Origin of the sequence: Sagittula sp. MA-2 (assembly GCF_030126985.1) — a bacterium.
Taxonomy (GTDB): domain Bacteria; phylum Pseudomonadota; class Alphaproteobacteria; order Rhodobacterales; family Rhodobacteraceae; genus Sagittula.
Map to the genome: position 1 here is coordinate 2191727 of NZ_CP126145.1, position 12770 is coordinate 2204496.

Here is a 12770-nt window from a genome sequence, read left to right on the forward strand (position 1 = left end):
AGTGTGACCTGTTATCGTGACAGGCAGATTGCAACCCGCAACCTGCCGTCAGCGCCCCGGCCCGTCCGCGGACTGGAGGTTCAGCTCGGCGACGACCCGCGCGAGGGTCTGGTTGGCGCTCAGGTCCGCCACCTGCAATTGCTGCTGGATGGCGGTCGGCGACAGGGCGAGGTTGCGTCCGAACTGGCCGGTAGAGCCGTAGGGCCCGAAGGTCTGTCCGTTGACGGCAAAGAACACGCCGCCTGCATTGCCCGAGAAGATGGTCGGCGGCTGATCGGTCTGCGGCACCTGGTAGGTCTGCCCCGCCTGCAGGGTCTGGGCGAACAGCTTCTTGCCGGAAGGCGACGTGACCTCCACCCAGGTTTCCTGCGTGGCGACGACGGTGATGCCCGGGGGCGTCTCGGCCAGCACGCGCGGCGAATTCGGCACGGCATCCTGCTGTGCCGCCGCCGCCTCGGCCACCTGTGCCGGTGCCTGCTGCGCCGGTTCCGGGGAAGACGGCGCATCGTAGAGGCGCGGCGCGGCAAAAGCCCGGGGTGCGACAGGTGCGGCGGGGGCCTGTGCGGCCACCACTTTGACCGGCTCAGCGGCGCGCTTCATGTCGAGTTCGACGAGAACCGCCATAAGATCGTCGTCGGCACCCGGTTGCGCGGGCTCGAAACGGTCGACGAGGTCCGCCGCCGCCAGCGAGACGTCCTCGCTCACGGCGCCGCGGCTGCCCGCGGGACCGTAGGTCTCGCCCTCGATGTTGAAGTAGATCGCGCCGGATTCGCCGATCTGGATCTTCGGCGTTCCCGCGTTGCGCGGCACCGGGTAGGCGTCGCCCGCGTTCATGACGCGCGAATAAAGCACAGTGCCCGCCTCGTCCTTGACCTGCACCCAGGCCGGACGCACTGCTACGACCGTCACGCCGGACCCTGCCGTTACCGGCACCACGCCGGTAGATGCCTGGTCGATCAGGCCCTGTGCCAGCGCCGCCGCGGCAAGCGAACTGTCGTCCACGCGCGGGAGCGACGGACCGCGACCGGAGTAAAGCCCGCCGCTGTCCGGATCGAGGGTCGAGATCGGCTCGTCCCGCGCCACGAGCACCGGAACGTCGAGCGCCTGCGGACGGTAAAGCCGATCGAAGGCCTCGGTGGACGGCGGGGTGAAGACACCTGCCATCTGCTCCGTCTCGGCCCCTTCCGGCTGACCTTTTCCGGCCTTGGCGGCGTCAAGCGGGTCCAGTTCGCTGAGGACGACCGGGGTCTGGTCGACCGGCGTCACCTGAACGCGCTGGATTTCCTGAAGAACGGTCCAACCGCCGTAGCCGATGCCGCCGATCAGGGCGATCAGAACCAGCGACGACCCGATGGCGCGCGGTTCGATCTGGCTGAAGAAGCTGTCGGAGGCCGGTGCGAAGGGCATCTTCGGTTCGGCCAGCGGATTGCGCGCCCGCGGCTTCGGCGCCTCGTCGTCATGCGCCTTGCGGATGACGGAGGCCTCCTGCGACATGCCGTGCGCGACGGAGAACCCGCTTTCCTTGCAGAACCCGGCGAAGGCCTCGTCGGGATCCATACCAAGGTATCGAGCGTAGGAACGGACGTAACCGGCTATAAACCCGGGTGTGTCAAAAGCAGAGGGGTCACAGTTCTCGATGGCAGAGATGTAGCTTGCCTTGATCCGCAGTTCCCGTTGCACATCCAGCAGCGATTTGCCCAGCGTCGCGCGCTCACCGCGCATCACGTCGCCCAATCGCAGGGCGTAATCGTCGAACCCCTGCACCGAGGGGTCCGTCACGCCGTTATTGCTATGGGTTTTGCGCCCGATCATACGAGACTGCCCCACTTCACTGTCTGTCCGTCCTGCCCATCCGGGCAATCACGATTCGTGCAGCCCGGTTATTGCGATAACGTTACCACATCGCAAGACAATTGACAGAAGTACCGTAGGTTACCCCGCCAATTCAGCACGATTCAGCGCACAGTGGCTCCACAGTTCGTCCATCGCGTGGACGAGATGATCCATCTCGCCGGGCCCGTGAACCGGCGAAGGAGTGAAGCGCAGGCGCTCCGTTCCGCGCGGCACGGTGGGGAAGTTGATCGGCTGGACATAGATGCCGTAACCCTCGAGCAGCATGTCCGACAGCATCTTAGTGTGCACGGGATCGCCGACGATCACAGGCACGATGTGCGAACCGTGATCGACGATCGGCAGCCCCATGCCCTTCAGCCGGGTCTTGAGGATCTTCGCCTGGGTCTGGTGCTTGTCGCGCAGTCCCTGGTCGCGTTTCAGATGCGCGACGGAGGCGGCCGCACCCGCGGCCACGGCCGGCGGCAGCGAGGTCGTGAAGATGAAGCCCGGCGCATAAGAGCGCACGGCGTCACACATTTTCGCGCTTGCCGCGATGTAGCCGCCCATCACGCCGAACGCCTTGGCCAGCGTGCCGTTGATGATGTCGATGCGGTGCATCAGGCGGTCACGTTCGGCCACACCGGCACCGCGCGGGCCGTACATGCCGACCGCGTGCACCTCGTCGATGTAGGTTAGCGCGCCGAATTCGTCGGCCAGATCGCAGATCGCCTCGATCGGGCCGAAGTCGCCGTCCATCGAGTAGATCGATTCGAAGGCGATCAGCTTGGGCGCTGCGGGATCGTCAGCCTCCAGCTTGGCGCGCAGATCGTCGAGGTCGTTGTGCTTGAAGATCCGCTTCGCCCCGCCGTTGCGGCGCACGCCCTCGATCATGGAGGCGTGGTTCAGCTCGTCGGAATAGATGATCAGGCCCGGGAAGAGCTTCGGCAGCGTCGACAAGGTCGCGTCGTTCGCGATGTAGGCAGAGGTGAACAGCAGCGCCGCTTCCTTGCCATGCAGGTCGGCGAGTTCCGCCTCCAGCCGCTTGTGGTAGACCGTGGTCCCGGAGATGTTCCGCGTGCCACCCGAACCGGCGCCGGTGGCGTCAATGGCCTCGTGCATAGCCTGCAGGACGACAGGGTGCTGGCCCATGCCAAGGTAGTCGTTGCCGCACCAGACCGTGATCGGCTTCTCGGTCCCGTCCGGCATGCGCCAGGTGGCATGCGGGAACTGGCCCTTCTTGCGCTCGATGTCGATGAAGGTCCGGTAACGGCCTTCTTCATGCAGACGGTTCAGTGCGTCGTCGAGTTTCGCGGTGTAGTCCACCGGGCTCCTCCTTGGTCATTGTGGGGACGCTGTGGTTCGCGTCCCTTGTGCGGCCCCGGGCTGCATTCAAGTTCGTGAATAACTAATGCGCGCGGCGTCATGTGTCTACCGTTTAGGCTCGGACGTTCCGTCGCATCTTTGACAAAGATCAAAGGCTTCAAAGAAAGATCTCCATTCCACCTTTCCGCTCGGAACCTTTTTAGTGGATCGGAAACCTCCTTGACCACCCTGCCACTTACCGACCTTAGGCTGAGGTCCGGTTTTCCCTACTTCGCGTGAAATGGTTAACAGCCTACCCTCCAAGGCATTCGTTTTCATGACATTTTCAGTACGTTTCAACTTAAAGGTTTGCCAGTGCTCACCATTCACAACACGGTCAACTCCACCCTGCCCCTCATCCTCGTCACCGCTTTCGGCTACGTTCTGGCGACCGTCGGAATGAAGGGCGCGGCCAGCGGGCTGCTCCTGCCGGGAATCGCCCTTGCCGTCGTGGGGTTCCTCCTCGCCTTCGCGGCAGAGGTCGCGCTGATGCGCCAGACTCACCTTTCGATCATCTACATTCTCGTGCTGGGCGTCGAGACGGTGATCGTCCTGGGATTCGCCTTCGGTATCGGCGAGGGCTTCACGCTCAGGCAGGCACTGGGCGCGATGATCGTGCTTGGCGGTTTGGCCATCGTCGCGGTCTGAGCCGTCTGGACACCGACCGCTTTGCCGCTAGGCTCCGCCAAAAGGCCAATGCCGGCCCATGGCAAAGGAGCACACATGTCCCTCGACCCAGTACTCGACCGTATCGATTCCGATCTCGACGCCGCGATGGAGCGGCTCTTCGACCTGCTCCGAATCCCGTCGATCTCCACCGATCCCGCGTTCAAGGCGGACGTCGACCGCGCCGCCGACTGGTTGGTGAGCGACCTCGAGAGCATCGGGATCGCGGCGACCAAGCGCCCGACCACCGGCCACCCGATGGTCGTCGGCCATGTCGAAGGCACCGGACCTCATGTCCTTTTCTATGGACACTACGACGTGCAGCCGGTCGATCCGCTGGAACTGTGGGACCGCGACCCCTTTGATCCGGCCATCGAGGAGACGCCGAAAGGACGCGTGATCCGGGCGCGCGGCGCATCGGACGACAAGGGCCAGCTCATGACCTTCGTCGAGGCCTGCCGCGCGTGGAAAGCCGTGCACGGAGAGATGCCCTGCCGCATCACCTTCTTCTTCGAGGGCGAAGAAGAAAGCGGCTCTCCCTCGCTCATTCCGTTCCTGAAGGAGAACGCGGACGAACTGAAGGCGGACATCGCGCTGATCTGCGACACCGGACTGTTCGAAAGCCGCGCGCCCGCCATCATGACGCAGCTGCGCGGCCTTCTGGGCGAGGAGATCGTCCTGACAGGCCCGTCGAAGGACCTGCACTCCGGCATGTACGGCGGCGCTGCAATGAACCCCATCCGGGTGATGTCGCGGATCCTCGCCAACCTGCATGACGACACCGGGCGCATTCAGGTGCCGCACTTCTACGACGACGTTCCCGACCTGCCGGCGGACATCAAGGCACAGTGGGACGGCCTGAACTTCGACCACGCCACCTTCCTTGGCGACGTCGGCCTGTCGAAGCCCGCGGGCGAACAGGATCATACCGCGCTCGAGATGATCTGGTCCCGCCCCACGGCAGAGATCAACGGCATCAAGGGCGGCTATACCGGCGACGGTTTCAAGACTGTGCTGCCCTCGAAGGTCTCTGCCAAGGTCAGTTTCCGCCTTGTCGGCCAGCAGGACCCGCACGCCCTGCGCGAACACTTCCGGGCATGGGTCAAGGCGCAGCTGCCCGAGGATGTCACCGCCGAGTTCCACGCCCACGGCGCCTCTCCGGCCAGCCAGATGTCCATCGATCACCCGGCGTTCGAGCAGACCCGCGCGGTGCTGGGCGACGAATGGGGCGAAGAGGCCGCCTTCACCGGATGCGGCGGATCCATTCCCGTCGCGGGCTACTTCAAGACGTACCTCGGCCTCGACACGATGCTGGTGGGATGGGGCAAGGACGACGACCAGATCCACTCCCCGAACGAGAAGTACGACGTCGAGAGCTTCCACAAAGGCATCCGGAGCTGGGCCCGGATTCTCGACGCCATCCGCTGAGGCAAGCGAACGGCCGGGCCGGTCTGTCGGGGACCGGCCCGCACACGCAGGGGTTTAGCTGTTGGGTATGTCAAGTTTACCCTTGGTCAAGCCGTGCAACCCGAATGCGGCGGCCTTGGCGTTCCGCCCCATCAAACTGCGCCGCTTCGGCCAAATCTCTCCCAAAAGGTTAAAATACAACCCATGGTAAGGTCAGATTGTGGCCATTTCGCCTCAATTGACCCTGATTTGGCCCGAATCCGCTTTTAGACATGAGGCATGAGCACAGCGATCCGAAAACAGACCCACGCGGATTTTTGTCAACGCCTCTCTCGCGTGGAGAGCCGCTTTTGTCGCCCCGGTGCATCGGCTACGACCCGGGACACGACGGTCGCCCGCCCGTTCGCCGCAACTCTGACGGGTTTCGGCTGGATCTATCTCGTGGTTGCGGTTTCGACCAACCGTGAATTGATCGCTTCCTCGCTGAAGCAAGGCTCGCTTCCCGCTGAATACCACGACTGGATCTTCAACGGCCTCGCCGCGATGATCGTGGCATCCTTTATAGTGTTGGCCCTGCACGTCTTCCGCTACTTCATGAAGACCGGCGGCAAGCGGACGAACTCCGGCGGTGTTCTTGTCGGCGCAATCGCGGCATTGGTGCTGTTCTACACCCCATCCGGCGTCTGGAGCACGGGCTTCGGCATGCTGGACGGCCACAGCCGGAATGCCCTGGCAACCGCGGGCGCAGCGATCGAGGGCACCTTTCCCGGGCTTGGCGTTCACGATCTGGCCTTCGTCTCGTCCGGCGGCAACTGACACCCAGCGCGCCCCTCAGAACGCGCCCACGAACCTGTCCGGCACCACGTATTGTTGTTCGAACTCGGGGCGTGCAAAGTGCCAGAACCCGGTTTCGCCGCGCGGTCCCCAGCTTCGGTGCATGCGTTTCCGCACCCACCCGAAGTCGAAGCCGTCCATCATCTCCAGATCCGCGAACGCTTCGAACACCGCGCGATCCTCTCCCCGCGCCTCCGCGAACCAGTGCCGCCCGATGGACGCCGTCTGAACATCCGCACCGACGCTCTCCGTCACGGCGTTGCGGGCGTTCATCACCTCCGTATAGTTGCGGAAATCGCAGAATTTCAGGTGGAACAGGTACAGTTCGTCCGGCGCGTGCAGCTTGTCGTACTGGGTGAAATGGCCACCCCGGGCGATCTTGGCCCCGTGGCTGACGATGCAGGGTTTCGAATAATGCGGCGCAAGGCGCACATGCCGGCGGGACCCAAGGATATGGTCGGAGATCTCCTCTTCCTCGACGTCGATGCGATGGATGACCTCCAGTCCCAGCGGCGTCAGGAACCGGCGCGGCTTCGTCTCGGTGAGGTATTCCAGCAGGTCGCGCCCGTCGTCCGGGTCCACCACAACCAGCTCGTCCACGTCGCCCACCACCACGTGCGTGTAGTAGCAGCGCAGCCCCTGCACGAGGTTGTTCAGCAACCGCCAGCGTTTCATGTCGAAGTTGGGATGCGGATCGCCGGGGATGCCGATGACGTTGCAGCCCTCGGCCAGCGCGGCGACCTCATCCCCCCGGCCATGGTTGACGATATAGCAGTTCTCGCGCCCGAAGACCTCGCCGTAGTGGCGCAACCAGGCCTTCAGGAAGAAGGCATCGTCCCGCACCATGGTGAGTGCCGCCGCAACCGATTGCATCCGCTCGTATCCCTCGTGTCGCCCGCTTCCGTGGCCTTTGCGCCGCAGGATACCGCAGGACCCCGAACATGAGAATCGCATTCTGTTACGCGCCTCACTAAGGTTGCGAAAAAGAGACCCGCGAGGCGCGAGCATGATCTCAGACGAGTTTTCCCGGACAGGCTGGCAGATCGTTTCCGGCCCCGCCTCCGTGCGCCGCTTCCAGGTCTTCGGAGAGCGGTCGTCCGGCACGAATTTCGTCAAGCGGCTGATCGGGCGGAACTCTGCCCTGCAACCGACCGAGGCGCTTGGCTGGAAACATGGCTTCCCGCACATGACCGCGATTCCGGCGGATACGGTGGTGGTCTGCTGCGTCCGGGATGCCCGCGCCTGGAGCCTGTCGATGCACGCCAAGCCCTGGCACACGCCAGCCGCGATGCAGGCCATGGGGTACTCCGATTTCATCCGCGCCGAATGGGCCACCATCGCCGACCGCAAACGATACTTCCCGCAGGTGCAGGAGATCGGCGGCGAAGGTCTGCCATTGCAGCACGACCGCCACCCGGTGACCGGGGCGACCTTTGCCAACCTCTTCGCGCTGCGGCGGGCCAAGCTGGAGGGGCTCTTGTCTTTCCTGATGCGCGGGTCGGCCGTGGTGCTCTGCCGTATGGAAGCCGTGCAGGCGGACCCACAGGCATTTCTGCGCGGCGTTCACGAGGGTCTTGGCCTGCCGATGCCGGAAGGCGGTTATCGCCCCGTCATGAAGCGGCTCGGGTCGAAGTTCTCGCCCGCCGTCGCGGATCGCCCCGACACGCCCCGCGACGTGCCGGAGGCCGACCTCGACTTCCTGCGCGACGCCCTCGACCTGACGACCGAGGCGCGCCTGGGTTACGTCTACTGACCGCGCTTCGCGTCAGGTTTCAGCTTCGATGAATATCGCCCTGAAATCGTTCACGTTTGTCCCGGTTGGCCCGGGCGCGAAGATGTCACCTATCGCGTCGAAGGCGCCGTAGGGGTCCTGCTTGCGGACGAAGTCGCGCGGGTCGTGCCCCGCTTCGCGCAGCCGCGCCATGCTCTGACCGTCACAGAAGGCGCCGGCATTGTCTTCGGTGCCGTCGATGCCGTCGGTGTCTGCCGCCAATGCGCTGATCGGCATCCCCTCTGTGCTAAGGGCAAACCCCAGCAGGAAAGCGGTGTTCCGACCGCCGCGGCCCGGGGTTTCGCCCAGCGTCACGGTGGTTTCGCCGCCTGACAGCATGACAACCGGCGGCTTGAAAGGACGGCCCCGGCGGGCCACCTCGCGCGCGATGGCGGCGTGGACCGAGCCGACATCGCCCGCCTCACCCTCGATTGCGTCCGACAGGATCACCGGCGTGATGCCCGCTGCCTCGGCCCTGGCCGCCGCCGCTTCGAGCGATAAGCGGGCAGAGGCCACGACCCGGACCACGTTGCGTTCAAAGGCCGGGTCCATCGGTGAGGGTGCCGCGGCGGCCTCCGTCGCGATGTGGGCCATGACCTTTTCCGGCAGGGCGATGTTGCGCGCCCGGATCATCGCCAGCGCGTCTTCGCGCGTGACCCAGTCGGGTACCGTCGGACCAGAGGCGACCTGCGCCGGATCGTCCCCCGGCACGTCCGAGACCACCAGCGACACGACCTGCGCCGGTGCTGCGGCAGCGGCCAGACGCCCGCCTTTTATCCGGCTCACATGCTTGCGGATCGCGTTCATCACCCCGATGGGCGCGCCGGACGCCAGAAGCGCCTGATTAAGCGCCTGTTCGTCCTCAAGCGTCAGACCTTCGGGCGGGGCTGGCAGCAGGGCAGAGCCGCCACCGCAGACCAGCGCCACGACCAGATCGCCGGGTGTCAGGCCGGAGACGGCGTTGAACACCTCTTCCGTCGCGGCGAGACCGGCGGCATCCGGCACCGGGTGCGCGGCCTCGATCACCTTCAGGTGCTTGCAGGGCGCGGCATAGCCGTAGCGTGTGACGACGACGCCCTCTACCGGGTCTTCCCACAGCTCTTCGAAGGCGGCCGCCAGTTGCGCGGCGCCCTTGCCTAAGGCGACGACCACGGTGCGCCCCGGCGGTTTCGGCGGCAGCACGTCGCGCAGCGCCTGCATGGGGTCGGCGGCGGCCACGGCGGCCTCGAACAGATCGGTCAGAAAGGCGCGCTTATCCATCGGTCATCTCCTCCTTGCGGGCGTGGGCGGCGGCCAGTCGTTCGACGGCCTCCAGCACATGCGGCAGCGGCGGACAGGAACGGCGCGTCTCGAGGGACACATGCAGCATGAACTGGTCGCAGGTCGACAGGAGTGCATCGTCCGAAGCGCGCTTCATCTCGTGCCACAGGCGCAGCTTCTTGCCCTCGCCCAGCGTGACGCGCGTTTTAACGTAAAACTCTTCTCCAGCAATGGTTTCGGCGAGATACTTGATGTTGTTTTCGGCGGTGAAATAGCTGTGGCCCGCCGCGATGTAGGCCCGGTCGGCCCCGATGTGGGTCATCAGCTCTTCGGACGCGTCGGAGAACACCTGCCCGTAGCGGCCTTCGTTCATGTGGCGGTTCATGTCGGTCCAGTCGACCGGTACGGTGCGACGGACGGTCACCAGCGGCACGCCGTCGCCAAGGTCGCCGCGCAGCATCGCGTCATGGTCGAGGATCAGCTTGCCCGCCGCCGCCTCGCGGCCCTTGAGCGCCCGCAGGATCGCCACGAGGTTGTCGTCCCGCTGACGCTCCAGCTCGCGGATGGAGAACTGGCCCGACTGCGCGTCCGACTGGTCGGCGATCAGGTCCACCAGTTCATCGGTGAACTCGGGCACGTCCATCAGCTTGGTCCAGGGCCACGACAGGCACGGCCCGAACTGCGCCATGAAGTGCCGCATCCCCGCTTCTCCGCCCGCGACGCGGTAGGTCTCGAACAGGCCCATCTGCGCCCAGCGAAGGCCGAACCCGTAGCGGATGGCATTGTCGATCTCTTCGGTGGTGGCGATGCCGTCCTTGACCAGCCACAGCGCCTCGCGCCAGACGGCCTCGAGGAAACGGTCAGCGATATGGGCGTCGATCTCGGCGCGCACATGCAGGGGGTACATGCCGATCTCGGTCAGGATGGTGCGCGCGCGGACCACCGTCGCATCGTCCGCCCCGCCCGGCACCAGCTCGACCAGCGGCAGCAGGTAGACCGGGTTGAACGGATGCGCGACGACGATCTGTCCGGGTCGAGTGGCGCCCTCCTGCAACTCGGAGGGTTTGAACCCGCTGGTGGAGGAGCCCAGGACCGCACCTTCGGGCGCATGGGCCTGAATCTCGCGGATGACCCTGTGCTTGAGGTCGAGCCGTTCAGGCACGCTTTCCTGGATATAATCGGCGCCCGAGACCGCCTCCGCCAGATCCTTGTGGAAGGTGATCTTGCCGCGCTTCGGCATCGGCGCCTCGTAGAGCATCGGCAGGGCGCGGGCGGCGCCGGCCATCACCTCTGCGATCTTGCGCTCCGCCTCCGGATCGGGGTCGAAGATCCGCACGTCCCAACCCATCAGTGCAAAGCGCGCGGCCCAGCCGCCGCCGATCACCCCGCCGCCGACGATGGTGGCTATCTTCGTCATGTGACGCTCTCCCTCATTTCATCACCCGGGTCAGGTCGTACCCGTACCACTCCAGGATGTCCCGTGCTGCGTTCAGCCGTTCTCCGGGGCGGCCCGTCCGGTCGAGAATGGCGAACCAGGCGCCCCCCGGCGCGCCCATGGCCACCGTCCGGTCGTCATCGTCGAGCCAGTGCACCCAGACCTCCGTCTCGCCCGATACGAAGCGGCCTTGACCCTTCGGCACGAAGGCCTGCGCGTCCGGGCCGATCTGCAGGGCGCCGTTGCCGATGCGGACCGGGGTTCCGGGCCGCGCCCGGCTGCTTTGCACCACGACCCACTGGCCCTGGACGCGCGCGGGATCGGCGTTGACCTGCGACGCCACGGCGGTTGTCGGGTTGCGGACCGGGATCGGCGCATGCGGTGCCTGGGGCGCGACCGAACAGGCCGCCACAAGCAGGATCGCCGGCACTGCGCGGATCAAGACAGGCGGGCCCGGATGGCGGGGGCCAGCGCCTGTCCCAGAGCGATATGCGACTCCGGTTCCCAATGGACACCGTCCTTCGGCGACACGGTGGCGTATTGGCCCGCATCGAAGAACCCGATGCCCTGACGTTCCGCCATCTCTGCCAGCCGTTCGGTCAATCCTTGCTGTCGCGCCTCTGCCCCGAGGTAGGGCGCCTCAAGCGCGCCGCATTCACGCACCGGAGCAGGCGCGATGACCATGAAGTCGGACACCACGGCCTCTGCCCGGCTCATGATGACCAGCCGTTCGACCGAGCGGGCGATCTCCCAGGCGGTGACCGAAAAGCGGTTCTTCAGGTCGTTGGTGCCAAGCATGATCAGCATCAGGTCGATGGGCCGGTGGGTGTGCAGGATCGCGGTCAGCACGGCCTGCCCGTTGCGGCAGCCGCCCTCCACCGGATCGTCGTGCACCGTGGTCCGACCGGGGAGGCCCTCCTGGATGACCTCGTGCCCGTCGCCCAGTTCCGCTGCCAGCACGTCGGGCCAGCGCTGGCCTTTCGGATGGCGCGCCTGACCGCCGGGCCGGTCCAGCGGCGCGGTCCCGTGCGTGTTGCTGTCGCCGAAGCATAAAATGACTGCCATGGTGCCTCCTTTGCGTGCAGTGAGACCCGGCGCGCGGCCATGGTCAATCCCCATGCCACCAAATCGCACCTCGACCGTCTTGGAATCGCCCCGGTCTCATGCAATTGAACACGTGGGGCACCCTTCTGCCGGGGGTATTGACGTGACCATCTCGACCGCCACTCACCAGCCGGAGCAGCGCTCCGGACGACACGCGCGCCTGTTCGACCTGCACCGACAGACGCAGGCCCCGCGGGAGGCCCGGCCCGATCTGCTTGCGGCAGAGGACAGCCTGCGCATTCAGGCCAGTGCCGCGCAGTCGCTGACAGCGGGACCGCGGCGCAGGCCCAGCCTTCTGCGGGCCCTGCTGAGCCGGTTCTCAGCCCCGAAAGCCGGTGGCTACGACGAACTTTTCCGATGAATCCGAACGGCTTGCGGGCGGCTTGAAATTCGCCACCTTGTCGAACCGCTGCTTCAGGGTGGACTGGAGCGTGCCTTCGGCCCCGCCCGCCAGCACCTTCGCCACGAAGGTCCCGCCCTCTTCCAACACGTCGAAAGCCAGTTCCGCCGCCGCCTCGCACAGGGTGATGATGCGCAGGTGATCGGTCTGCTTGTGACCGGAAGAGGCTGCGGCCATGTCCGACATCACCACATCCGCGCTGCCGCCCAGCCAGTCCTTCACCTTGTCGTCGGCCCCGTCTTCGAGGAAGTCGAGCTGGTGCAGTTCCACGCCGGCGATGGCATCGACCTCCTGCAGGTCGATGCCAAGCACGAAGCCCTGAGCCTTGCCGGGCTTCTCGCCAAGGGAATTGACCCGCCGCGCCGCAACCTGGCACCAGCCGCCCGGTGCACAGCCCAGATCGACAACCCGCGCGCCGGGCACGAGGAAGCGGTACTTGTCGTCGATCTCGAGGATCTTGAACGCCGCGCGGCCGCGGTAGCCCTCTTCCTTCGCCCGCTTCACGTAGGGGTCGTTCAACTGACGTTGCAGCCAGAGGGTCGAGGACAGCTTGCGCCCCCGGGCGGTCTTTACCTTGACCTTCAGATCGCGCTGCCCGCGTCCGGATGAGTTCTTCGGCCCCTTCGCCATCGTGTCGCGACCCTGTCCTGTCAGTTCTGTGAAAACGGTCCGGGCGGCCAGTCAGCCCCCCGGCGCGC

At 65.7% G+C, this 12770-nt stretch carries 12 protein-coding genes; 4 read left to right on the forward strand and 8 right to left on the reverse strand.

The features are described 5' to 3' along the window. Positions 1-48: 48 nt before the first annotated feature. Positions 49-1812: a helix-turn-helix domain-containing protein gene (locus QNI11_RS10630; RefSeq protein WP_283983386.1), complete on the reverse strand. Its 1764-nt coding sequence runs from the start codon at positions 1810-1812 to the stop codon at positions 49-51. Positions 1813-1932: 120 nt separating this feature from the next. Further along, positions 1933-3156: a 5-aminolevulinate synthase gene (gene hemA, locus QNI11_RS10635; RefSeq protein ID WP_283983387.1), complete on the reverse strand. Its 1224-nt coding sequence runs from the start codon at positions 3154-3156 to the stop codon at positions 1933-1935. A gap of 354 nt (positions 3157-3510) precedes the next feature. Between hemA and QNI11_RS10640 the strand changes: the two genes are divergently transcribed. The 3 genes from QNI11_RS10640 (at position 3511) to QNI11_RS10650 (ending at position 6084) form a co-directional block, all read left to right on the forward strand. Further along, positions 3511-3843, forward strand: a complete 333-nt coding sequence (locus tag QNI11_RS10640; RefSeq protein WP_100930491.1) for a 5-aminolevulinate synthase — start codon at positions 3511-3513, stop codon at positions 3841-3843. A gap of 75 nt (positions 3844-3918) precedes the next feature. Beyond that, complete coding sequence (locus tag QNI11_RS10645) at positions 3919-5289, forward strand: M20/M25/M40 family metallo-hydrolase (RefSeq protein ID WP_283983388.1); 1371 nt, start codon at positions 3919-3921, stop codon at positions 5287-5289. A 258-nt stretch (positions 5290-5547) separates the two neighbouring features. After that, entirely contained in the window at positions 5548-6084 is a 537-nt protein-coding gene (locus tag QNI11_RS10650) for a hypothetical protein (RefSeq protein WP_283983389.1), read from the forward strand. 15 nt (positions 6085-6099) lie between these two features. On the opposite strand, the gene QNI11_RS10655 is transcribed toward QNI11_RS10650, so the two are convergent. Next, complete coding sequence (locus QNI11_RS10655; RefSeq protein WP_283983390.1) at positions 6100-6975, reverse strand: glycosyltransferase family 2 protein; 876 nt, start codon at positions 6973-6975, stop codon at positions 6100-6102. Between the two features lie 133 nt (positions 6976-7108). Here QNI11_RS10655 and QNI11_RS10660 point away from each other — a divergent pair, with 133 nt between their 5' ends. After that, the gene (locus tag QNI11_RS10660) at positions 7109-7855 is read left to right on the forward strand and encodes a hypothetical protein (protein ID WP_283983391.1); all 747 of its coding nucleotides are present in this window, start codon (positions 7109-7111) and stop codon (positions 7853-7855) included. 12 nt (positions 7856-7867) lie between these two features. Here the strand turns inward: QNI11_RS10660 and QNI11_RS10665 are convergent, their stop codons facing one another. The 5 genes from QNI11_RS10665 to QNI11_RS10685 form a co-directional block, all read right to left on the reverse strand. Next, on the reverse strand, positions 7868-9133 hold the full coding sequence (locus QNI11_RS10665; RefSeq protein ID WP_283983392.1) for a glycerate kinase: 1266 nt from the start codon (positions 9131-9133) through the stop codon (positions 7868-7870). Then, positions 9126-10550: a carnitine 3-dehydrogenase gene (locus QNI11_RS10670; protein WP_283983393.1), complete on the reverse strand. Its 1425-nt coding sequence runs from the start codon at positions 10548-10550 to the stop codon at positions 9126-9128. Before QNI11_RS10670 ends, QNI11_RS10665 begins: the two co-directional genes overlap by 8 nt. A 13-nt stretch (positions 10551-10563) precedes the next feature. Next, entirely contained in the window at positions 10564-11010 is a 447-nt protein-coding gene (locus tag QNI11_RS10675; RefSeq protein ID WP_283983394.1) for a lipocalin, read from the reverse strand. Beyond that, entirely contained in the window at positions 11007-11633 is a 627-nt protein-coding gene (locus QNI11_RS10680; protein ID WP_283983395.1) for an SGNH/GDSL hydrolase family protein, read from the reverse strand. Before QNI11_RS10680 ends, QNI11_RS10675 begins: the two co-directional genes overlap by 4 nt. A 358-nt stretch (positions 11634-11991) precedes the next feature. Further along, the gene (locus tag QNI11_RS10685) at positions 11992-12702 is read right to left on the reverse strand and encodes an RlmE family RNA methyltransferase (protein WP_100930484.1); all 711 of its coding nucleotides are present in this window, start codon (positions 12700-12702) and stop codon (positions 11992-11994) included. Positions 12703-12770 lie beyond the last annotated feature (68 nt).

Bases quoted from the DNA above. Each gene is read 5' to 3' on its own strand.
- QNI11_RS10655 (WP_283983390.1), bottom strand. From the start codon at position 6,975: ATGCAATCGGTTGCGGCGGCACTCACCATGGTGCGGGACGATGCCTTC.
- QNI11_RS10660 (WP_283983391.1), top strand. From the start codon at position 7,109: ATGATCTCAGACGAGTTTTCCCGGACAGGCTGGCAGATCGTTTCCGGC.
- QNI11_RS10670 (WP_283983393.1), bottom strand. From the start codon at position 10,550: ATGACGAAGATAGCCACCATCGTCGGCGGCGGGGTGATCGGCGGCGGC.
- QNI11_RS10650 (WP_283983389.1), top strand. From the start codon at position 5,548: ATGAGCACAGCGATCCGAAAACAGACCCACGCGGATTTTTGTCAACGC.
- QNI11_RS10665 (WP_283983392.1), bottom strand. From the start codon at position 9,133: ATGGATAAGCGCGCCTTTCTGACCGATCTGTTCGAGGCCGCCGTGGCC.
- QNI11_RS10630 (WP_283983386.1), bottom strand. From the start codon at position 1,812: ATGATCGGGCGCAAAACCCATAGCAATAACGGCGTGACGGACCCCTCG.
- QNI11_RS10645 (WP_283983388.1), top strand. From the start codon at position 3,919: ATGTCCCTCGACCCAGTACTCGACCGTATCGATTCCGATCTCGACGCC.
- QNI11_RS10685 (WP_100930484.1), bottom strand. From the start codon at position 12,702: ATGGCGAAGGGGCCGAAGAACTCATCCGGACGCGGGCAGCGCGATCTG.
- QNI11_RS10680 (WP_283983395.1), bottom strand. From the start codon at position 11,633: ATGGCAGTCATTTTATGCTTCGGCGACAGCAACACGCACGGGACCGCG.